Genomic DNA, 22,022 nt, shown 5'->3' on the forward strand with positions numbered 1-22,022 from the left:
GGCCGACGATGTTTACTCAGATCGCGAGCAAGATCCGTTACGTATCTTTGAAGCGGAGGTTCGGATGGCCGAGAGCGAGTTCCGCACCGTCACGCTGACGACTCCGGCGCAGTTCGCGGAGGCCGCGCAGCTCTACCGCGCTGTGTTCGGCTATCAGCATCCCGACTACGGCCTGAATCCGAGGCTGCTCGGCGCACTGGCGGCCAACGGCGGCTCGGTGGTGGGCGTGCTGGACGATGCGGACCGGATCGTCGCGTTCGCCTACGGGTTCTGCGGCACGGACGGCCAGGCGTTGTACCACTACTCGCAGTCCGCCGTGGTTGCTGCGGACCAGCAGGGCCGAGGTCTCGGGCGGCGCCTCAAACGTGCGCAAGGCGAGGTCGCCCTGCAGCACGGCATGACGCAAATGCGCTGGACCTACGACCCGTTCCAGACCCGCAACGCACACTTCAACTTCGACGTCCTCGGCGCGCGGGGGCGCTGGTTCAAGCAGGACCTGTACGGCCCGGGCACCGACCGCGTGATCGTCGAGTGGGACCTGCGCGGGGGAGATAGGCCGCCGCAGCCGAGACCAGTACCTGCGGTGACCGAGGCGGACTGGGGCATGCCAGGTGGGGACGCCAACGATCTGTGGCTTGCCCTGCCCGCCGACTTCTACGGTCTGTCCGCAACCCGCCCGGAGACCGCCGAGCAGGTACGCCGCGACGTACGGTCGGCCTTCACCGATTTGTTCGGCAAAGGCCTGGTCGCCGTCTCCTGCAGCCGAGTGGATCCGGAGACGGCGATCTACTACTTCGAGCCGGCCCTGGAGGCAAGCGATGTCTGAGCCACGGAGCCAACGAGCCCGCGTCACGACCGGGGCTGAGGATCAGCGGGCGCGGAACAGGGACTTGGCCAGTCCGCATCTGCGGTACGACGCTCGCCTGCAACGGCGCTCGTCGTCGATGCTCCAGCAACGTGTTGTCGAGCAGGAGCGGGCCTCGATCGCCGAGGCGCTCGACCTGATCCTCGCCGACGACTCGATCGCCCAGGCAGCCGCCCGGATCGTCGCGGCCAGGCGCCGGTTCATCGTCGGCTCGAGCAAATCGTTCTCCTACGCGTCGCTGCTCGCCTTCGATCTCAGCGCCGCCCTCTCGCACGTCACGCTGATCGACGGCACCGTCGTCCGCAGCATCGACGTGCTGTCCGATGTCCGTTCCAGCGACCTGATGGTGGCGTTCTCGCTGCGCCGCTATCGACGCGACACCGTCGAGATAGCGCGCCGCTTCTCCGAGGCCGGCGGTGAACTCGTCGCGATCACCGACTTCGACGACGCCCCACTCGCCGACATCGCGGACCAGTCCATCTACGTCGCCACTGGCAGCGCGTCGTACGTGGACTCGCCGACCGTCGTCGCGGCCGTCCTGTACGTGCTCGCGACCCTGACCACCGCGAGCGCGAAGGGCGCCCGCCGCCGCCTCGGCGAACGCGACCGTCTGAACACGGAGCTGGGTCTCTATGTCGTCGACTGAAACCCCGATCCGAATCACCGCGGCCCGCCTGCACAGGGTCCGGCTGCCACTGGTGCACGAGTTCCGGACCAGCTCGCACCGCAAGACCGAGTTGGACCACATCCTGGTCGAGCTGGAAGACGCGTCCGGCGCGGTCGGCTGGGGCGAGATCGCCTCCCCGTCCGACCCGTACTACGCACCGGAAACGGTGGAGTCGTGCTGGCACATCGCCGAGCGCTACCTGCTGCCTGCGTTGGTCGGGCAGGAGTGGGGTACGCCGGAGCAGGTGCCGCGGTTCTGGGCGAAGGTCCGCGGCAACCAGTTCGCGAAGGCCGGTGTCGACGTCGCCGCGTGGGTGCTCTGGTCCGCAGTGCAAGGTGTGCCGCTCGCGAAGGCCCTAGGTGGGACCCGGTCAGAAGTCACTGCGGGCGTCTCGCTCGGTATCGAACCGACCATCGACGACCTGCTGATCGAGGTACGCCGCCAGGTCGACGCGGGCTATCCCCGGGTGAAGCTGAAGATCGCCCCCGGCTGGGACGTCGAACCCGTTCGCGCGGTCCGGGCGGAGTTCCCGGACCTGGATCTGCATGTCGATGCCAACGGCATCTATTCGGAGTCGGCCGATCACCTGACCGCGCTGGTGTCGCTGGACGAGTTCGGGCTGACGATGATCGAGCAGCCTTTCGCACCCCGGGACCTGTTGGCGCATACCCGGCTGCAGCGCGCGGTGCAAACCCCGGTGTGCCTGGACGAGAGCGTGGAGACGCTGGGGGACTTGGAGACCGCGCTCTCGCTGGAATCACTACGCGTGCTCAACATCAAGGTGTCGCGGATGGGTGGGCTGACCGTCGCCCGCGCGGCGCACGACCTCGCTCAACAGTCTGGTATCGCTGTCTGGTGCGGCGGCATGCACGAGTTCGGCATCGGCCGCGCCGCCAACGTGGCGCTGTCCAGCCTGCCCGGGTTCACCTTGCCGTCGGACGTCTCCGCCTCGGACAAGTACTACGCCCGCGACGTCATCACGCCCACCGTGACCGCCCACCAGGGCGTAGTACGAGTCCCGGCGACGCCAGGTCTCGGCCACGCCGTGGACACCGAGTTGATCGCCGCCAACACGATCTCCAGCACGACCTGCGTGGCGACATGATCGGTGCGATCACAGGCGGCCTGGTCGTCGACGGGACCGGCGCCGAGCCGATCCCCGCAACCGTGCTGCTCGCCGACGGCCGGATCACAGCGGTGCTCCCTGCCGACCCCGAGCGGCGGTCCGGGACTGGGCTGCCGGCCGGGGGTGAGGTGATCGATGCCGGTGGCAACATCGTTGCGCCGGGGTTCATCGACCTGCACTCGCACGCGGACTTCTCCGCGGAGGCGAGCCCGGAGGCGATCACCCAGTTGCATCAGGGCGTCACGACTCTGGTTACCGGGAACTGCGGCTGGTCGCCCTTCCCGATCGCGGATCTGGAGCAGATGCGTGCCGGCACGGCGTTCCTGGCGCCGGAGATCAGTTGGTCGTGGCAAGACGCCCAGGGACTTGCGGACACCTTGGACGGCGTCGGCCTCGCGATCAATGTGGCCTTGCAGGTTGGCCATTCGGCGCTCCGGCTCGCCGTACTCGGTGGTGCCGAGCGGGCGCCGACTGAAGCTGAGCTGCACCAGATGCAGGCACTGCTCCGAGAGGCAGCTCAGCAAGGCGTATTCGGCTTCTCCACAGGTCTGATCTACGCTCCCGGCACCTTCGCGGAACCGTCCGAAGTAGCCGCACTGGTCGCGACGGCTGCAGAATGCGGCCTGCTCTACTCCACCCACCTCCGCAACGAGGGTGCACGGCTGCTGGAGGCGCTGGACGAGGCGATCGAGGCCGCCCGGGCCGGTGGCGCCAGGCTGCAGGTGTCCCACCTGAAGGCAATGGGACCGGCCAACCACGGGAGGGTTCACGCTGCCCTCGAGTTGATGGACCAGGCTCGGGTGGAGGGTCTGGACGTGGCCTGCGACGTCTACCCGTACACAGCTTCCAGCACCACCCTCACGGCCCGGCTCCCGACCTGGACGATGGAAGGCGGTGCCGCAGGCCTGCTGGCGCGCCTCGCCGACCCCGCCGAACGCGAGCGGGTCGCCGATGCCATCCGGGACCAAGACATCCTCGATCCCGGCAACGTGATGATCGCGTCGCTACCGCCCGGGCCATACGAGGACGGTCGCGGCCTCAGCCTCGCCGAGATCGCGCGACGTGAAGGCGTGGATGGGGCGGAGGCGGCCCTGCGGGTGCTGGAGAACCACCAGGCGGCGGTCAGCGTGGTCAACCACGGGATGAGTGAGCAGGACGTCGTCACCGTCCTCCGCCATCCGTGGACGAGCGTGGTGAGCGACGGCTGGATCCTCCGAGCGACCGGCAGCGGCCGTCCACACCCGCGGAACTTCGGGACCTTCCCACGAGTGCTGGGTCGCTATGCGCGCGATCGTGGAGTGCTGACCCTGGTCGAGGCGATCCGCCGGATGACTTCACTGCCGGCTTCACGGCTCCGTCTGGACGATCGCGGTGTGATCAGACCAGGCGCCGTGGCCGATCTCGTGGTGCTCGATCCGGGGAAGGCCGCCGACCGTTCGACGTACGACGATCCGTGGCAGTTATCGGTCGGCATCGAGCACGTGCTGGTCTCGGGGGAGCCCGTACTGCGCGACGGCGTACCAACCAACCTCCGCCCAGGCCGCGTCCTGCGGAAGAGCTGAGAAGGGCGAGCGCAGTGCCGGGAGGTGGGATCGGGCAGGCGGGGATCGGTCGGGCGGGCCGTGGGGTGAGGTCGGGGCGGCGGGTCAGGTGGTTGGCGGATTCTTGAGGCGGCGGGGTTGGTTGGGAGGGGGTGCGGGCGGGGCGGCGGGTCAGGTGGGTGGGGTGTGTTTGAGGCGGCGGGGTTGGGTGGGGAGGGGTGGGGGCGTGGGCGGCGGTGGCTCGGTGGTGGGGGATTCGAGCCAGCCGTCGTGGCTGTGGAGAAGGGTTTCGAGCTGGTCGGAATCGGTGGGCGTTGGCAGGAGGACGACCCACGGGTGGTCCTCGTCGTCGTCCTCGCCGTGGAATCGCTCCCGCCGGACCTCCCCACCGAGCGCCTCGGCGACCGCGTCGGCGTCCTCGCGGTCCCAGAAGTACGCGACGTGCTCGTCTGCCATGCGTCAAACCGTACGATCTCCCTATGGGCGAGCGAAGCGAGGCCATCAGGCACAGTGCATCTCGTGTCTCATCCGCGCCCGGAGCGAAGCGAGGACGTGGATGAGCACCAGCACCTTCCCCTGGCTGAAGGGGCACGGCACCGAGAACGACTTCGTGCTGCTGCCGGACCCCGACGGCACGATCCATGGAGACCTCGACGCGGGGCTGGTGCGGTTCCTGTGCGACCGGCACGCCGGGATCGGGGCGGATGGCGTTCTCCGGGTGATCGAGGGGTCCAAGCAGTCGTACGTCGAGGACGGCGGCGACTGGTTCATGGACTACCGCAACGCCGACGGATCGGTCGCGGAGATGTGCGGCAACGGGATCCGGGTGTTCGTCCGGTACCTGGCGGACGAAGGGCTGGTCGGCGACAAGCCGGTCCGGGTCGGGACCCGAGCGGGTGTGAAGGAGGTCGTGCTGAACGACGACGGCACGTTCACCGCGGACATGGGCGAACCGGCGCTGCCCCGGCCGAGCGGCATCGTGGTGGAGGCGAACGGACATCAGTGGCCGGCCCTGCACGTGGACATGGGCAACCCGCACGCGGTCGCCTTCGTGGACGATCTGCGCGAACCGGGTTGGTTGCTGGAGCAGCCGGGTTGGTCTCCAGTGGAGGCGTTCCCGGACGGGGTGAACGTGGAGTTCGTGGTCCGGAAGGGCCCGAACGAGGTCGAAATGCGAGTGCACGAGCGTGGGTCGGGGGAGACCCGGTCCTGCGGGACGGGGACCTGTGCCGTGACCGTGGCATCCGCCCGGGCCGCTCGGCAGGAGCTGCCGGTCACGTACCGGGTCGGCGTACTGGGTGGGGCTGTGACGGTGACTTGGCGGGCGGACAACCACCTGGAGTTGACCGGTCCTGCAGTCGTTCATGCACGGGGAGTGTTCGACCGGGCCTGGCTGCCTGCCTGAACGGGAATTCAGCACGATCGTTGGGCGTTGGTGACTGAAATCGGGTCGCCTGTGTCGGTGGCCCGTGCCACGATGGAAGGTATATGACGACCCATTCGAATTCTTACGACGAGACCACCGACGTCGAACTCGACCTGATTCAGGGCGGTGACGAGGACGATTCGTCGACGGGTCACGACCACGACAATCACAACCACGACAGCCACGACGACGAGTACGACTCGGGCTACGACCGGGGCGAGCTGAGCACCGAAGGCCTCGATCTCGAGGAGCGCCAGGCGCTGCGCCGCGTCGTCGGGATGTCGACCGAGCTGACCGACATCAGCGAGGTCGAGTACCGCAAGCTGCTGCTCGAGCGGGTAGTGCTGGTCGGTGTGTGGACCGAAGGCACCGCCGAGGACACGGAGAACTCGCTGGCCGAGCTGAAACTGCTCGCCGAGACAGCCGGCTCCGAGGTGCTCGAAGGCGTCATCCAGCGGCGCAAGAAGCCCGACCCGGCGACCTTCATCGGCTCCGGCAAGGTGCAGGACCTACGTCAGCTGGTCGCCTCGCTGGGCGCCGACACCGTGATCGCCGACGGCGAGCTCGCGCCGGCCCAGCTGCGCAACCTGGAGGATCGGCTCAAGGTGAAGGTGGTCGACCGGACCGCCCTGATCCTGGACATCTTCGCCCAGCACGCGAAGAGCAAGGAAGGCAAGGCCCAGGTCGAGCTGGCCCAGCTGCAGTACATGAAGCAGCGGCTGCGTGGTTGGGGTGGCAACCTGTCCCGCCAGGCCGGTGGTCGCGTCGGTGCGGCCGGTGGCGGTATCGGTGGCCGTGGTCCCGGTGAGACCAAGATCGAGACCGACCGGCGCCGGATCAACACCAAGATCGCCAAGCTGCGCCGCGAACTGAAGGACCTGAAGGGCTCCCGTGCGACGCTGCGCCAGGAGCGCCGCCGCAACTCGATCCCCTCGGTCGCGATCGCGGGCTACACCAACGCGGGCAAGTCCTCGCTGCTGAACAACCTCACTGGCGCAGGCGTCCTGGTCGAGAACGCGCTGTTCGCGACTCTGGACCCGACGACCCGCCGTACGACGACCTCGGACGGTCGGGTGTACACGTTCACCGACACCGTCGGATTCGTCCGGCACCTGCCGCACGACATCGTCGAGGCGTTCCGTTCGACGCTGGAGGAGGTCGCCGACGCGGACCTGCTGCTGCATGTCGTCGACGGGTCGCACCCGGACCCGCTGGCCCAGATCCAGGCGGTGCGCGGGGTGCTCGCCGAGATCGGCGCCTCGGACGTCCCGGAGATCATGGTGATCAACAAGGCCGACCTGGCCGACCCGATCGCACTGGCTCCGATCCTGCACCGCGAACCGCGCGCGGTCGTGGTCTCGGCCCACACCGGCGAAGGCATCGACAAGCTGAAGCTCCTGGTCGAGGCGTCGCTCCCGCAACCGGACATCGCCATCGACGCGCTGCTCCCGTACGACCGTGGCGACCTGGTCTCCCGGATCCACTCCGAGGGCTCAGTCGACCAACTCGAGCACACCCCGGAAGGCACCCGCCTCGCCGCCCGAGTCCACCCGGGCCTCGCCGGCGAACTCGCCCCCTACCAGGTGGCCCCGACCCACTGACCCGCAGTACCGAAGGCCGGCGTTCGCTAAGGACGCCGGCCGTCGCTTTGTGGATCCGTGTCGGGTCGTGCGGGTGGTTGCGCGGTACAGCGCTATGTGGCAATTCGTTACCGTGCTGTGGCGTTGGCGGGCTTGCTTGCGCCTGTCCCGGGGAATCACGTGACCAGCGCTTGAGGAATTGCTCGCACCCGGCGTACCGGCGTACCGGTTGCAAACGGGAGGCGGCCCGGAGATGGGTTCTCCGGGCCGCCTCTATTTGTTGCTTAGGGCATCAGTTTCTTGCCGAGACCTTGACCGTCATCGTGGTTCCGGTGCGGGAGACGACGCTGATGTTGACCTTGTTGTTCGGCACCTTGACGCCGGCGGTCGGCTGCTCCGGGTACCAGTAGGTCTTGCTGTCGTTGAACGTCTTCACACCGTTCTGGCCGCGGATGTAGCTCGGCTGACCGCTCACGTTCAGGTTGAACGAGTCGGCCTTCTCCAGTCCGAACGGTGCGTCGTAACCGCCGACCCGCGGGCGCCAGAGCTGACCGTCGAGACGGTTGATCGGGACCGGGTGCGAGTCGACCGGCAGGACCAGGCCCTCGCCCGGGTGCACGTTCGTGTTGTTGTCGGAGTGCGAGGTGTCCCAGTACCAGATCAGCAGGCCGTCCTGGTACGGGAAGTGCTCCACCTTGTCCGGCAGGGCGGGACCGAAGCCGAAGTTGTACGGGCCGGTCTTGAGGTGCGCGTCGTAGGCGACGTAGTTGATGTGCGACGCCAGGTAGTAGTTGTCGTGCAGGCTGGTGAAGCTGCCCTCCACCGAGCTGAACCCGTCCAGCGTCCAGCCTTCCGGCGTGGCCTCCGCCCCGGAGTCGACCACTGTGGTCGCGCCCGAGGTCACCTTGATGTCGTCGGCGAAGAAGCCCTTCTCGACGGCCGCCGGGTCGGTGGTGTAGCGGAACCGCAGGCCGATCGTCTTGCCCGCGTACGCGGACAGGTCGAACTTCGCCGGCTTCCAGCCTTCGCTGAAGCCGTCGATGCCGTTGCCCTCGGCGGGGTTGGTGATGGTGCCGGTGATCGGCGCGTAGCCGGTGCCCTCGTCCACCTCGACGTAGGCGTAGTCACACGCCGTCGTCCCGCAGTCCTCGATCGCCCAGTTGGCCTGGAAGTCGAGGCTGGCGGCGGCCCCGGCCGGCAGGGTGACCTGGCGGCTCATGGTGTGGGTGAACTGGTTGCCCTGGCCACTCCACCAGGTCTTCGTGCCGGCGAACGGCGGGACCAGTTCGTTGACCTTCTGCTTCTTCGGCAGCGTGACGACGAGGCCCTGGGCCTTCTTGGAGTTGTACTCGTGCGGGCCGAGCTCCAGGGTCCGGTTCTGACCGGCCGCGACGATCTCGTAGTCCAGCCAGCCGAGCTGCAGCTTGTCCCAGGCACCGAAGTCGGCGGCCTGCTCACCGATACCACCGTCGGACGGCTTGCCGACCCGGCTCTGCGCCATGATCGTCCACCAGTTGACGTTGTTCTCCACCGCGGCACCCGAGGTGTCGTAGTGGTCCGGCAGACCGAGGTCGTGACCGAACTCGTGCGCGAACACGCTCAGGCCACCGTTCTCGGGCTGGATCGTGTAGTCGCCGACCCACAGCCCGGTGTCGCCGAGCTGGGTGCCGCCGGCCGGGTTGTTCGCCGGGCCGCCGGCCAGGCCGACGTACCAGCGGTGCGACCAGATCGCGTCCTCGCCCTGCCACGGGTCGCCGTCGGCCTGGTCGCCGCCGGAGTGCACAACCTGGAAGTGGTCGATGTAGCCGTCGGCCTCGTTGAAGTTGCCGTCACCGTCGAAGTCGTAACGGTCCCACTGGTCGAACGTCTTCAGCTCGGCGGTGATCTCCGCGGTGGTCCGGCCGGCCGCCTTCTGGTCGGCGACCCACTGGTTCACCGAGTCCCGGACCAGGGCCCAGGTGTTGTTGCAGACGTTGCCGGCGCACGGGAAGCCGTTGGACCGGCCGTAGCGGGCCTCGTTGTACTGAACCTTGACCCAGTCTGTGACCGTGCCGTCGACCGAGTAGCGGCCCGAGGACTGCTTTTCGTAGTACTTCTTCACGGAGTTGCCGCTACCGAAGTAGATGTCCTCGAAGTACCCGCGGTTGTAGTCCGGGTTCCAGACGGTGGAGTTGTCCACCGACCGGTCCGGCTCCGGGATCTCGTTGTGCAGCGGTCCGTCGAACCGGGCCGGACCAGGGAAGTTCGTCGACGTGTCCTGGTCGGGGTAGCTGGGGTGCCGCTCGTTGCCGAACTCGGCCAGTACGACGAAGATCCGGTCGGTCTTCTCCCGTGCCAGCTCGACGTACTGGTCGACCCGGCCCGTGGTGGCGTTGCGCTGACCCTTGGCTCCGGCCGCCTTGGTGCCGAGCTTGACCACGGTGCTGGCACCGCGCTTCTCAGCCTTGGCCGAACCGTTCAGCACCTTGGTCAGGGCCTCCTGGCGCAGCGCGCGGCGCTTGTCCTCGAGCGGGCTGGGCAACTCGTCGGGTCCCGGCGCGACCTCATTCGCGCCGGTGGCCGGGGCGGTCCCGGCGGGTTGGGCGGCGGTGCCGGACGAGGCGAAGCTCAACCCGATCGTCACCGCCACTGCCAGGCTGAGCAGCCCAGCGGATACTTTGCGCACGATTCCCCTCCTGCGGAGTATTGCGGTCCGGTACGCCGCCGCGGTGGCGTGACGTAGCGTGACCATGGCTCCCCCGAGCGTGTTATTTCTGCGCGAGAGTACGGGGAAATGCCGCGTTACTGAAGTGGTTTCGGCCAAATTGCTCAGCAACAGCGGGGAATCATGCGCAAGCTCCCTGAGTAATACCACTCAGCAGGGTGGAGTACTGCGGCTCATGGCATCGGCCCCGCTGGTTGACACACTGACGGGATGACGGACGACCGGCAGCGCGGTGACTCGGCAGGGCTGCTGCTCCCGATGTGGCGGGCGCTGGTGGTGTTCCGGTGGATCACCTGGGCGTTCGCCTGCTTCGGGGTGTGGAGCCGTTGGGACGGCATCCACCGGCCGTCCGGCGCCGTACTGCAGATGGCCATCATGGGCGTCTGGACGGTGATCTCCTCGATCGGGTACAGCCGCCAGTGGGGCCGCCGCAACACCAGGCTCGCCTTCGCCGACCTCCTGGTCACCGTGGGCTGCATGTACGCGACCCTGTTCGCGCAGCCGCTGATCGACATTCGTGGCGGTGCGTCGGTGCTCACCTCGGTCTGGGCTGCCGGACCCGTGATCGCGCTGGCGATCTCCCGCGGCCGGGACGGCGGACTCCTCGGCGCGGCGACCATCAGCCTCGCGCTGTTGTCCCTGCGTGGATTCGACAACGCGGCGGCGGTTCTCAGCAACGTGCAGCTGCTGCTGGTGGCCGGGCTGGTCGTCGGATATGCCGCGACGTCGTTGCGGCAGGCCGACGTCCGGCTGCGCAAGGCGATCGCCGCCGAGAGCGCGACCGCCGAGCGACTCCGCCTAAGCCGGTCGATCCACGACGGCGTACTGCAAGTGCTCGCCCAGGTTCAGCGGCGCGGCAACGCGATCGGCGGCGAGGCGGTCGAGCTGGCCGCGCTCGCGGCCGAGCAGGAAGTTGCGCTACGCAACTTGATTGCCGCCGCCAGGCCGACCGCGCACGACGGCCAGACCGATCTGTGCGGGTGGCTGTTGCCGCTGGCCACCACCCGCGTCGACGTCGTGGTACCGGCCGACCCGGTGCTGCTCCCGGCCGCGGTCGCCGGCGAGTTGGTTGCCGCGGTCAAGGAAGCCCTCAGCAACGTGGAGAAGCACGCGGGACCGGATGCCCATGCCTGGGTCACGGTGGAGGACCTCGGTGCCGACGTACTGGTGTCCGTCCGCGACGATGGAGCCGGTACTACGCCGGAGCGGCTCGAGCAGGCCCGGTCGGACGGCCATCTGGGAGTCAGCCAGTCCATCCGGGGCCGGATCACCGACCTCGGCGGCAGCGTGACCGTCCGGACAGCGCCGGGCGAGGGGACCGAGTGGGAGCTGAAGGTGAGCAGGACATGACGATCCGGGTGATGATCGTGGACGACCACCCGATGTGGCGCGAAGGGGTCGCCCGCGATCTCGGCAGTCGCGGGTACGACGTGTGCGCGACCGCGTCCGACGAGGCGAGTGGTGTCCGGATCGCACTGGCGACCAGGCCCGACGTGGTGGTCATGGATCTGCAACTCGGCGACGGTTCGGGCGTCGACGCGACCCGGGAGATCACCACAGCGCTCCCGGACACCCGGGTGCTGGTGTTGTCGGCCAGCGCCGAGCAGAGCGACGTACTGGCCGCGGTGAAGAACGGTGCGTCCGGGTATTTGGTGAAGTCGGCGTCACTGGACGAGTTCGACGACGCGGTACGGCGTACTGCCGAAGGGGACGCGATCTTCAGCGCAGGGCTGGCCGGGTTGCTGCTGGGGGAGTACCGGCGGTTGGGGGCCGGTCCGGAGGTTCCCCAGCTGACCGAGCGGGAGACAGAGGTACTGCGGCTGGTCGCGCGCGGGTTGACGGCCAAGCAGATCGCCACCCGCCTGGTCCTGTCGCACCGGACGGTGGAGAACCACGTGCAGAACACCCTGCGCAAACTGCAGCTCCACAACCGCGCCGAACTGGTCCGCTACGCCATCGAGCACGGGATCGACACCGAGGACACGTGAACGGCCGCAGTACCGGAGTACTGCGGCCGCTTAGGACTTAGAGACCGTTCGAGAAGAGCAGGCGGTTCACCGTGCCGCCGGTGGTGCCTCCGTTGATCACGTTCGGCGTGGCGTTGCTCTCGAGGTACGACTTGACCGTCGCGGGCGTGGCCGACGGGCTGGTCTGCAGGTAGAGCGCGGCGACACCGGCGACGTGCGGCGTGGCCATCGAGGTGCCGTTGTACGACCCGGTCGTGTTGCCGGGCAGGGTGGAGACGATGGCCGAGCCGGGTGCGTAGATGTCCACGCAGGAACCCGTGCTCGAGTACGACGCGCGGGCGTCGGTGCTGGTGGAAGCCGCGGTAACCAGGGCGGTCGAGATCTTGCGCGGCAGCCGGTCACACGAGTTCGCGCCGGTGTTGCCGGCCGACGCGGCCAGGAAGACGCCGGAGTTGATCATCGCGCGGAGCGAGTTCTCCAGCGTCGTGTTCGGGCTGAAGTTCCAGGACGCGTTGGCCACCGCGGGCTTCACCGCGTTGCGGGTGACCCAGTCGACGGCCGCGATCGCCGAGGACGCCGTACCGCCGCCGCTGCAGTTCAGCCACTTCACACCGTGCAGCCGGACGTTCTTGGCGATGCCGTACGAGGTGGAGCCGATGGTCCCGGCGACGTGGGTGCCGTGGCCGTTGCAGTCGGTGTTGTTGGAGTCGATGCCGTTGAAGTCGAAGCTGGCCCGGCCGCCGAAGTTCGGGTGGCTCGGGTCGACGCCGGAGTCGATGATGTACGCGTGCACGCCGGAGCCGGTCCGGGTGTAGGTGAACGAGTTCGACAGCGGCAGGTTGCGCTGGTCGATCCGGTCGATACCCCAGGACGGCGGGTTGTTCTGGGTCGTGTCGAGCGCGTCTTCGACGTACACGTCCTGCGAGATCGCGACGACGTCCGGGTTCTTCTGCAGCTCGGCGAGCTGGCCGGCGGTCAGCTTGGCGCTGAACCCGTTGACGGCGGTGCTGAACTGCCGCTGCGGGGCGATCCCGCGCATGCTCTTCAGCTTGACGCCCTTCTTCAGCTCGACGATGTAGGTGTCCTTCACCGCGCTGACACCGGGCTCGGCGGGCGCGGCCTGGATTCCGATGATGCGGCCACCGGGCTCTGGCGCCGGTGCGGCGGCACTGGTCGTGGCCAAAGTGGCGGACAGGGCGACGGCCGGCACGATCGCGGCGGCCAATGACAGACGGATGCGACGCACGGTTCCTCCTCAGGGAACTGTGATCACCCACCGGGGCGGAGGGGTGATCACACTCGGTCCACGGGCGGTCACGGAGCGAGTGTGGTGAGAAGTTAGGGCCTACTCAGCTGAGGCGTCAATCAGTTCGGGCGCCCGCTGATGTCATGGCACTGTGCTGCCGCCCGTCCGGAGGCCATTTGCAATGATGGCTGGGCGTTGACGGTGTTCGTACACTGTCCGTTTCGATCTGTCTGTTCAGCTGTGCCACGACATCCGCACCGAGTGGATGCCCATCTCCCGGAGGCTTTTGGTGAAGCGGTCGTCCCTGGTCCGTGCGGTGTTCGCGTTGCTCGTGCTCGCGGCCTCGACATACGCCGTACTGACGGCTCGGCCCGAGCTCGGTCTGGACCTGCGCGGTGGGACCCAGATCGTCCTGGAGGCGAGTGATTCGCCGACGGTCAAGGCGAACCGGGAGACCACCGACAAGGCGCTCGAGGTGCTCCGCCGCCGGATCGACGCCCTCGGGGTGAGCGAACCGAGCGTGACCAGGCAGGGCGAGAAGCGGATCATCGTCGAGCTGCCCGGCGTGCAGGACCCGCGCGAGGCGGCGGCCGTGATCGGCAAGACCGCCCAGCTCACCTTCCACGAGGTGCTCGACCAGGTCGCGGAGAAGCCGGCCAAGCCCGCGGCCGGTGAGCTGTACCTGCCGAGCGACGACGGCGCCGGGCTGCTGCGGCTGGCCAAGCCCGCGATGACCGGTGATCTGGTCGGCGGTGCGGACGGCGTGATCGACCCGCAGCAGGCCGCCCAAGGGTGGTTCGTCCAGATGGACTTCAAGGGTGACGGCGGCAAGATCTGGGCCCAGCTCACCGGCAAAGCGGCCTGCGAACCGGTCGGCGCGCCGCAGCGGCGGGTCGCGATCGTGCTCGACAACGAGGTGATCACCGCGCCGCAGGTCGACCCGAACGGCGGCACCCAGCTCTGCAACATCGGCATCGCCGGCGGCCAGAGCACGATCACCGGACAGTTCACCGAGGAAGCGGCCAAGGACCTCGCCGCGCTGATCGAGGGCGGCTCGCTGCCCGTCCCGGTGAACGTGATCGATCAGCGCGTGGTCGGCCCGTCGCTGGGCAAGGACGCGATCGAGGCGAGCGCGTGGGCCGGCATCATCGGCGTCGCGCTGACCGCGCTGTTCATCATCTTCGTCTACCGGCTCGTGGGTCTCATCGCCGTGATCGGCCTGATCGCCTACGCAGGCATGTCGTACGCCGCGCTGACGGCGATCGGGGCCACCCTGACCTTGCCCGGACTGGCCGGTTTCGTGCTGGCCATCGGTATGGCCGTGGACGCCAACGTGCTGGTCTTCGAGAGAGCCCGGGAAGACTTCATCGGCGGCCGGACCGATGGGTTGCGTCGATCGCTGCGCAGCGGTTTCCAGAACGCGTTGTCGGCGATCGCGGACTCCAACATCACCACCTTGCTCGCGGCCGGTCTGCTGTTCTTCCTGGCCGCCGGTCCGGTTCGGGGCTTCGGCGTCACGCTGAGCATCGGTGTCCTGGCCTCGCTCCTGTCCGCGCTCGTGGTGGTCCGGGTGATCGCCGAGTTCGCCGTCTCGCGGAAGTTCGTACTGAACCGGCCGGCGCTCAGCGGGATCGCCGGCCACGGCCGGGTGCGGACCTGGCTGGAGGCCAAGCGACCGGCGCTGATGAAGCACAGCCGGCGGTGGCTGACGATCACCGCGGTCGTGATCGCGATCAGCGTGGCCGGCGTCATCGTCCGCGGGCTGAACCTGGGGATCGAGTTCACCGGCGGACGACTGCTCGAAGTCAGCACGGCCCAGCGGATCACCCCGGACCAGGCGCGCGCCGCGGTGGCCGAGGCCGGCTACCCGAACGCGGTGGTGCAGGCATCCGGCACCGACGACATCACGGTCCGGACCGGCACGATCAGCAACGACGAGGCGGAGAAGATCCGCGAGTCGATCAGCCGGATCGGCGGCGGTACCGAGCTGATCCGGAACGAGAGCATCGGCCCGTCGCTCGGCAATGAACTGCGGAACAAGGCCCTGATCGCCCTCGGCGTCGCGCTGCTCGCCCAGCTGGCGTATCTGGCGGTCCGGTTCCGCTGGACCTTCGGCGCGGGCGCGGTCCTGGCCCTACTGCAGAACGTCGCGGTCGTCATCGGCCTCTTCGCCTGGACCGGCAAGCCCGTCGACGGCATCTTCCTGGCCGCGCTGCTGACGATCATCGGTTACACGGTGAACGACTCGGTCGTCGTCTTCGACCGGATCCGGGAGACCCGCAACGCGCGCGCCACGGAGACGCTCGGCCCGGTCGTCGACACCGCGATCGTCAACGTGCTGCCGCGAACCATCAACACCGGTATCAGCACGCTGTTCATCCTGACCGCGTTGCTGTTCCTCGGTGGCGATTCGCTGGCCGACTTCGCGCTCGCACTGCTGCTCGGCATCGTCGTCGGCACCTACTCGTCGAACCTGACCGCCGCACCGCTGCTGGTCGAGCTGGAGAAGCGGTACCCCGCCCCGCCGCCGCGCCCGAAACGCGTCCAGCGGGACCGCGACGCCGAGCCGGATCGCGGCGCCGTCGTCTGACATTCGGGGGCTCTGTTGTCCACAGCCCCCGAAAATCTGTCCGCCGATCCCGCTAGGGTGATGCGGTGGGTGTTGATGTGCACGAACTGCTCGAAGCCGCGGTCTCCGGTTTGAACGGACAGACCCGTCCCGGCCAGGTCCAAATGGCCGAGGCGGTGAACGACTCGATGCACGACGGTTCCCATCTCCTGGTCCAGGCCGGCACCGGCACCGGCAAGTCCCTCGGCTACCTCGTCCCGGCCCTGCTGCACGCCATCGAGGACCGCCGGGTCGTCGTCTCCACCGCCACGCTCACCCTCCAGTCCCAGCTCGTCGATCGCGACGTCCCGGCTCTCCTCGACGCCACCGAGAAACTCCTGCCCCGGCGTCCGAAGTACGCGATCCAGAAGGGCCGCAACAACTACGCCTGCCTGCATCGCATCCGCGAGGGCGCGCCCGACGACGAGGGCATGCTGGTCGACGTCCCACCGGCCGGCCCGATCGGTCAGCAGGTGGTCGAACTGCGCGAATGGGCCGAGCAGCAGCTGCAGGACGGCGCGGCTGGTGACCGCGACCATGCCCCGTCGCACCAGTACCAGGCGTGGCAGCAGGTCGCGATCTCCGCCCGGGAGTGCCTCGGCGCGCAGAAGTGCCCGTACGGCGAGGAGTGCTTCGCGGAGAAGGCGAAGGAGCAGGCGCGCAGGGCTGACATCGTCATCACCAACCACGCCCTGCTGTCGATCGACGCGTTCGAGAACCGTTCGGTGCTGCCCGAGCACGACGTGGTGATCGTCGACGAAGCGCACGAGTTGCCGGCCCGGGTGACCGGCGCGGCAGGCGACGAGTTGTCGCCGCAGATGGTCGAGCGGGTGGCCAAGCGGTCCCGCCGGTTCGTCGACGACGACCACGCGGACGACCTGATCGACGCGTCGGACGCCTTGCGGGCTGCGCTGGACCAGTCCCGCGAGGGCCGGATCGAGGCGACGAACGCGGTCGTACTGGAAGCGGCCGCGCTGATCCGGGACGCGGCGCGCGCGGTCTACTCCGACCTGAACAAGAAGTCCGACGACAAGGACGACGACCCCGACGGTGCCAAACGTCAGTCGAAGGGCGCCGTGAAGGAGATCTTCGACGTCGCCGAACGGGTCGCGGCGCTGAGCGACCTCGACGTGGTCTGGCTGGTCGATCGCGATCGGTTCGGCCGGGAGCTGCGGATCGCGCCGCTCACCGTGGCCGGGCTGCTCCGCGAGCTCGTACTGAAGGACCGTACGGTCGTGCTCACGTCCGCCACCCTCACGCTCGGCGGCGACTTCGACGCGATCGCCCGTCAGGTCGGCCTCCGTCCTTCTGACAAGCTCGACGACGGCGATGAGATGCCTGCGGTGGACGACGACTCCGAGACCGCGCCGCTGCCGTGGCGAGGGCTCGACGTCGGCTCCCCGTTCGAGTACGAGAAACAGGCGATCCTGTACGTCGCGAAGCACCTGCCGCCGCCGCATCGGGACGGGCTCGGCCAGAAGCAGTTCGACGAGATCATCGACCTGGTCAAGGCCGCGGGCGGTCGTACCCTCGGCCTGTTCTCGTCCCGCCGGGCGGCCGAGGCGGCGACGGCCGCGGTCCGGGAGGCGACCGATCTCAAGATCCTCTGCCAGGGCGACGCACATCTCAACGAGCTGTCCCGGGAGTTCGTCGAGGATCCGGAGACGTCCTTGTTCGGCACGCTGTCGCTCTGGCAGGGCCTCGACGTGCCGGGCTCGACCTGCAACCTGGTGATCATCGACCGGATCCCGTTCCCGCGACCCGACGAACCGTTGATGGCCGCGCGGCAGCGAGCCGTCGACGAGGCCGGCGGGAACGGCTTCATGTCGGTCGCGGCGACGCATGCTGCCCTGTTGCTCGCGCAAGGGACCGGGCGGCTGATCCGGCGTACCACCGACCGCGGGATCGTCGCGATCCTCGACCCCCGGATCGTCACCGCGCGGTACGGCGGTTTCCTGCGCGCCTCCTTGCCGCCGATGTGGCCGACCGCCGATCGTGAGAAGGTGCTCGGCGCGTTGAAGAGACTGCAGACTTCATGAGTCCCGCGACCAGTCCGCCGGTGCTGCCGATGATGGCGGCGCTCGGCGAGATGCCGTCCGGCCCGGGCTGGTCGTACGAGCTGAAATGGGACGGCGTCCGCGTGATCGCCGAGGTCGACGACGGCGTCTGCCGGCTCTGGTCGCGGAACGCCCGGGACGTGTCCGGCGGCTATCCCGAACTGATCGGCCTCGCGCAGGCGCCCGGGCTCGAGCTCCCCGCCGTTCTGGACGGTGAGATCGTCACCCTCGACGAGAGCGGCGCGCCATCTTTCGGGCTGCTCCAGCGCCGGATGCACGTTCGCGATCCGCGCCATCTGGCCCAGTTGATCAACCAGGTTCCCGTTTCCGTGCGACTCTTCGACGTACTCCGGTTCGCCGGCAAGTCTTTGCTGGAGGCAACGTACGACGAACGCCGTGGCCTGCTTGACTCCTTGGACATCGACGACCCGTTCTGGGAGATCCCCGCGGCCTACGCCGACGGCGAAGAGGCACTCGACATCTCGGCTACCACTGGCCTCGAGGGTGTCGTGGCGAAACGCCGGAAGTCGCGGTACCTGCCGGGCAAACGCAGCTCCGACTGGATCAAGGTCAAGCCCGTTCTGACCCGTGACGTCATCCTGTGCGGCTGGCATCCCGGCGAGGGTAACCGCACCGGCATGATCGGCTCGCTCTACTGCGGCGCGTACGCCGAACCTGGCGGCGAACTGGTCCTGATCGGCAAGGTCGGCTCCGGCCTCGACTTCGCGATGCTCCAGATCCTTGGCGCCGAACTTGCTGACCTGGAGATCGACCAGCCGCCGTTCGATGCCTCGTCGATCCCCACGCCCGACCGCCGGGTGGCCCACTGGCTCGACCCGATCCTGGTCGCCGAAGTCACCTACTCCGGCTGGGCCGCCGACGCCCGCCTCCGCCACCCCGTCTGGCGAGGCCTCCGGCTGGACATCGACCCAGAGTCAGTCGTCCGCTAACCGCTGGCTGGGCGCGGGCATCGTCAGCGCCGCCTCGATCTTGTCCGCCAGCTTCTCCGGCGTATGTGTCGGCGCATAGCGCGCGATCACCTCGCCGTCGCGGCCCACGAGGAACTTCGTGAAGTTCCACTTGATCCGCCCGCCGAGCAGCCCGCCGGCCTCTCGCTTCAGCCAGTTGTACAACGGAAGGGTCTTCGACCCGTTCACGTCGATCTTGGCGAACATCGGGAACGTCACGTGATAGATCGTCGAACAGAAGTTCGCGATCTCGTTCTCGTCGCCAGGCTCCTGGTGGCCGAACTGGTCGCAGGGGAATCCGAGTACCGAGAATCCCTGCCTGCGGTATTGCTTGTACAGCTTCTGCAGTCCGGTGTACTGCGGGGTCTGGCCGCACTGCGAGGCTGTATTCACCACCAGGAGCACCTGGTCGCGGAAGTCGGCAAGAGACTGTTCATTGCCTTCGATCCGGCGCGCGCTGAAGTCATAGACAGTCGTCATACCTTCAATGCTGACACGACACGCCCGACTTCGCGCGTCGTCTGAGATGTCAGACCCGCCGCAGAACTGTTACGACCTTCCCGAGGATCACCGCGTCCTTGCCGTCGATCGGCTCGAACGCCGGGTTGTGTGGTAGGAGCAGAATCTGGTCCTTGGTCTTCTTGAACGTCTTCACGGTCGCCTCGTCGTCGATCATGGCAGCGACGATGTCACCGTTCTCCGCGGTCTGCTGCTGGCGGACCACAACCCAGTCGCCGTCGCAGATGGCGGCCTCGATCATCGACTCGCCCTTGACCTTCAGCATGAACAGCGTTCCTTCGCCGACCATTGCTCTGGGCAACGGGAAGATCTCCTCGACGTCCTGCTCGGCGAGGATCGGCCCACCAGCGGCGATCCGGCCGACCACCGGTACGTACGCCGCGGCCGGGTGCGCGTCGCCCGCACCGGTCTCGTCGAACGCCGTCTGCCGAACCGAGCCCAGCGTGGACCGGCGGGCAGCGTCGGCGACCTCGCCGGGGTAGCGGACCTCGATGGCACGTGGGCGATTCGGGTCGCGGCGGAGCAGGCCCTTCTGCTCCAGCACCCGCAGCTGGTGCGACACCGACGACGAGCTGGTCAGGCCGACCCGCTCGCCGATCTCCCGCATCGAAGGCGGGTAGCCGCGGCTGTCCACCGAGTCCCGGATGACGTCCAGCACGCGGCGCTGCCGCGGGGTCAGACCGGTCGCGTCGGCGGGTCCGTCGGGCAGCTCGGTGACGGTCTGGTCGGCCGCGCTCTGATCGCGCTGCCCCGCAGTCTTGCGCTCGTCCTTGCTGGAACCGCTCGGCGTCCTGGCCATCGGTGGCAACTCCTCGGGTCGGGCCGGAAACGAGCCCGGCCTTGCTTTGTCGACTGAGATGACCGTAGACCGAATCCTGAGATTCTTCAAACATCTGTTCGAAGGCGTGTCGGTTCGCACGTCTGTTCGTGTGTCAGGTTATAGGCGCGCGCGTAATCGGGAATTTCCCGGGCGTGTCCTGGTTGGAAGAGGTTGCAATCACCGGGCCTGTCGGTTAATCATTCGTACAGGCGTTCGATCGAACAGGTGTTCGGCTCGCTCGACGGCCGCCGGGAAACCGGTCCGGCAGCCCGCTCGCCGAAAACTGTCGGCGGCGGCCGGTAGACAGAGATCGACAGCGCAGGACGAGGTCTGGACGAAGGGTCTGGAGGATCCGATGAGCACAGCGGCCGTGGCACAGGCTCTGGAGACAGACACACCGGCAACAAGCCGGCCGACCACCCCCAGAGCGCCCGAGCTCACCCCACCTGTAGCGCCTTCGGCTGATCCGGTCCGGCCGACTCGGCGTCCGAGGATTGCTGGGATGACGACCGAGCGGCTGCCGGTGCGCGCGTGCTCCGGCGAGGACCTCGGGCGGCACGTCCAGCCGCGCTTGGCGCGCACTGCCGTCCGCCGTGGGGATTTCCGCTACCCGACCGTCGCCGAGGCGGAACCACCGACACTGCGGCTGACCCGCCGAGGCCGCGCTCTGCTCACGACCGTCTCGGTGCTCGTCTTCGGCGCCGCGATCGCCGTCCTCGGACTGCGCGTGGCCGGCGTTCTCGAGCCTGAGCCCCAGTTCACCCGCACGATCCAGGTCGAGGTGGGCGCCGGGCAGACCCTCTGGTCCATCGCCCAGGACACCAACCCCACCGACAACCCGGCCTCCGTCGTCGAGCAGATCGCCAACCTCAACAACCTCGACAACGCCGCCGACGTCACCCCCGGCCAAACCCTCCAAATCCCCGTCCGCTGACGCGCGCGGGACCACGCCCGCCGAGCTGAAGCGCGCGGGGAACACGCCCGCCGAGCTGAAGGGCTCTCCCGCCCGCCCGACCATCCGCGAACCGGAGGCGGAGCGAGCCCTCGCGCACCAGACCGTCTGGTCCCCGGAGGCGATGCGATTTCTCGCCGCGCTGAGCCGCCGGTACCGCTCGGCCGCGCTTGCTGTGCCGCCTGCATCTGGAGACGGAGCGATCTCCCGCGCATCAGACGCTCTGTACCCAGTGACGTCGTGATTGCCCGCGCCAGCCGTTCGCAGCGTAGAGGCGGCGCGATCCCCGCACCAGACCGTCTGCGATCCGGAGACGGACCGGTGCTCCGGTTCAGGTTTTCGCATCGTTGGCCAGCGTCCGGCCGGTGAGCGCCCGCATGTCAGGGCATCCGCACCCTTGGACCAGCACTCCGACCAACGCCGACAAGTCGGCGGTGCGCCGCGCACGCCCCGGGGACCTTGGTCGCTGCAACCAAGAGTTGGATGAGGCCTTCGCAAACCGGAGTGGCTCGGCACCCGCCGTCTCTTGTCAACGCCCCGTCCCGGTCCCCGTGCCCGTCCGCGTGCCCGTCCCGGTCCCCGTGCTCGTCCGTGTGCCCGTGCCCGTCCGCGTGCCCGTCCCGGTCCCCGTGCTCGTCCGTGTGCCCGTGCCCGTCCGCGTGCCCGTCCCGGTCCCCGTGCCCGTCCGCGTCCCCGCCGTCGCCGTCGCCGCGCCCCCGACCCGCTCTGCGCATGAACCCTTTGCCGTCGGCACCTTCGCCGCTCGCCCCCGCCGTGCTGATCCGCGCTGCAACTGGGTCGCGTCATAGATCGGTCCGTGCGTCGGTGGTTCGGGGAGGGAAATGTGTGCGGTCAGGCGGTAGAAATCCGCCCACGTTGAGCGAAAAGGTCTCCCCATTCTGGGTGGTGGAACGGGTATTGGCCCGGCATGCGCGTCGAGGGGGACCTTGGGCACGGGGCGGTCATGAACTGGGGC

Annotated in this window: 17 protein-coding genes; 12 read left to right on the top strand and 5 right to left on the bottom strand. The window is 68.4% G+C overall.

Features of this window, described 5'->3' with window-relative positions; all coding sequences use genetic code 11:
- The first annotated feature begins 64 nt into the window (after positions 1 to 64).
- The 4 genes from EV643_RS37565 to EV643_RS37580 are packed head-to-tail and all read left to right on the top strand — an operon-like array spanning position 65 to position 4,220.
- Positions 65 to 826, top strand: a complete 762-nt coding sequence (locus tag EV643_RS37565; RefSeq protein ID WP_133804984.1) for a GNAT family N-acetyltransferase — start codon at positions 65 to 67, stop codon at positions 824 to 826.
- Complete coding sequence (locus EV643_RS37570) at positions 819 to 1,511, top strand: MurR/RpiR family transcriptional regulator (RefSeq protein ID WP_133804985.1); 693 nt, start codon at positions 819 to 821, stop codon at positions 1,509 to 1,511. Before EV643_RS37565 ends, EV643_RS37570 begins: the two co-directional genes overlap by 8 nt.
- Positions 1,498 to 2,637: an o-succinylbenzoate synthase gene (menC, locus tag EV643_RS37575; RefSeq protein ID WP_238166078.1), complete on the top strand. Its 1,140-nt coding sequence runs from the start codon at positions 1,498 to 1,500 to the stop codon at positions 2,635 to 2,637. The genes EV643_RS37570 and menC overlap by 14 nt, the downstream gene beginning before the upstream one ends.
- On the top strand, positions 2,634 to 4,220 hold the full coding sequence (locus EV643_RS37580; protein ID WP_133804986.1) for an N-acyl-D-amino-acid deacylase family protein: 1,587 nt from the start codon (positions 2,634 to 2,636) through the stop codon (positions 4,218 to 4,220). The genes menC and EV643_RS37580 overlap by 4 nt, the downstream gene beginning before the upstream one ends.
- Before the next feature lie 150 nt (positions 4,221 to 4,370).
- On the opposite strand, the gene EV643_RS37585 is transcribed toward EV643_RS37580, so the two are convergent.
- Entirely contained in the window at positions 4,371 to 4,655 is a 285-nt protein-coding gene (locus EV643_RS37585; protein WP_133804987.1) for a hypothetical protein, read from the bottom strand.
- A gap of 100 nt (positions 4,656 to 4,755) precedes the next feature.
- Here EV643_RS37585 and dapF point away from each other — a divergent pair, with 100 nt between their 5' ends.
- Positions 4,756 to 5,604, top strand: a complete 849-nt coding sequence (dapF, locus tag EV643_RS37590) for a diaminopimelate epimerase (protein WP_133804988.1) — start codon at positions 4,756 to 4,758, stop codon at positions 5,602 to 5,604.
- Positions 5,605 to 5,687: 83 nt separating this feature from the next.
- Complete coding sequence (gene hflX / locus EV643_RS37595; RefSeq protein ID WP_133804989.1) at positions 5,688 to 7,226, top strand: GTPase HflX; 1,539 nt, start codon at positions 5,688 to 5,690, stop codon at positions 7,224 to 7,226.
- Between the two features lie 271 nt (positions 7,227 to 7,497).
- On the opposite strand, the gene EV643_RS37600 is transcribed toward hflX, so the two are convergent.
- A complete protein-coding gene (locus EV643_RS37600; protein WP_202869928.1) occupies positions 7,498 to 9,870 on the bottom strand; it encodes an immune inhibitor A domain-containing protein in 2,373 nt (790 codons plus the stop codon).
- A 249-nt stretch (positions 9,871 to 10,119) separates the two neighbouring features.
- Here EV643_RS37600 and macS point away from each other — a divergent pair, with 249 nt between their 5' ends.
- Positions 10,120 to 11,259, top strand: a complete 1,140-nt coding sequence (macS, locus tag EV643_RS37605) for a MacS family sensor histidine kinase (RefSeq protein ID WP_133804991.1) — start codon at positions 10,120 to 10,122, stop codon at positions 11,257 to 11,259.
- Complete coding sequence (locus EV643_RS37610) at positions 11,256 to 11,897, top strand: response regulator (RefSeq protein WP_133804992.1); 642 nt, start codon at positions 11,256 to 11,258, stop codon at positions 11,895 to 11,897. Before macS ends, EV643_RS37610 begins: the two co-directional genes overlap by 4 nt.
- A gap of 37 nt (positions 11,898 to 11,934) precedes the next feature.
- Here the strand turns inward: EV643_RS37610 and EV643_RS37615 are convergent, their stop codons facing one another.
- Entirely contained in the window at positions 11,935 to 13,122 is a 1,188-nt protein-coding gene (locus EV643_RS37615) for a S8 family peptidase (RefSeq protein ID WP_133804993.1), read from the bottom strand.
- 289 nt (positions 13,123 to 13,411) lie between these two features.
- On the opposite strand from EV643_RS37615, the gene secD reads away from it, so the two are divergent.
- The 3 genes from secD (at position 13,412) to ligD (ending at position 18,737) form a co-directional block, all read left to right on the top strand.
- Entirely contained in the window at positions 13,412 to 15,712 is a 2,301-nt protein-coding gene (secD, locus tag EV643_RS37620) for a protein translocase subunit SecD (RefSeq protein ID WP_133804994.1), read from the top strand.
- A 77-nt stretch (positions 15,713 to 15,789) separates the two neighbouring features.
- Positions 15,790 to 17,769, top strand: a complete 1,980-nt coding sequence (locus EV643_RS37625; protein ID WP_133805021.1) for an ATP-dependent DNA helicase — start codon at positions 15,790 to 15,792, stop codon at positions 17,767 to 17,769.
- The gene (gene ligD, locus EV643_RS37630) at positions 17,766 to 18,737 is read left to right on the top strand and encodes a non-homologous end-joining DNA ligase (protein ID WP_133804995.1); all 972 of its coding nucleotides are present in this window, start codon (positions 17,766 to 17,768) and stop codon (positions 18,735 to 18,737) included. The genes EV643_RS37625 and ligD overlap by 4 nt, the downstream gene beginning before the upstream one ends.
- Here the strand turns inward: ligD and EV643_RS37635 are convergent.
- Both EV643_RS37635 and lexA read right to left on the bottom strand, forming a co-directional pair.
- Positions 18,723 to 19,235: a glutathione peroxidase gene (locus EV643_RS37635; RefSeq protein ID WP_133804996.1), complete on the bottom strand. Its 513-nt coding sequence runs from the start codon at positions 19,233 to 19,235 to the stop codon at positions 18,723 to 18,725. The genes ligD and EV643_RS37635 overlap by 15 nt on opposite strands.
- Positions 19,236 to 19,284: 49 nt before the next feature.
- On the bottom strand, positions 19,285 to 20,073 hold the full coding sequence (gene lexA / locus EV643_RS37640) for a transcriptional repressor LexA (protein ID WP_133804997.1): 789 nt from the start codon (positions 20,071 to 20,073) through the stop codon (positions 19,285 to 19,287).
- A gap of 523 nt (positions 20,074 to 20,596) precedes the next feature.
- On the opposite strand from lexA, the gene EV643_RS37645 reads away from it, so the two are divergent.
- Complete coding sequence (locus EV643_RS37645) at positions 20,597 to 21,028, top strand: LysM peptidoglycan-binding domain-containing protein (RefSeq protein ID WP_238166079.1); 432 nt, start codon at positions 20,597 to 20,599, stop codon at positions 21,026 to 21,028.
- Positions 21,029 to 22,022 lie beyond the last annotated feature (994 nt).

Source organism: Kribbella caucasensis (assembly GCF_004361855.1).
GTDB lineage: Bacteria > Actinomycetota > Actinomycetes > Propionibacteriales > Kribbellaceae > Kribbella > Kribbella caucasensis.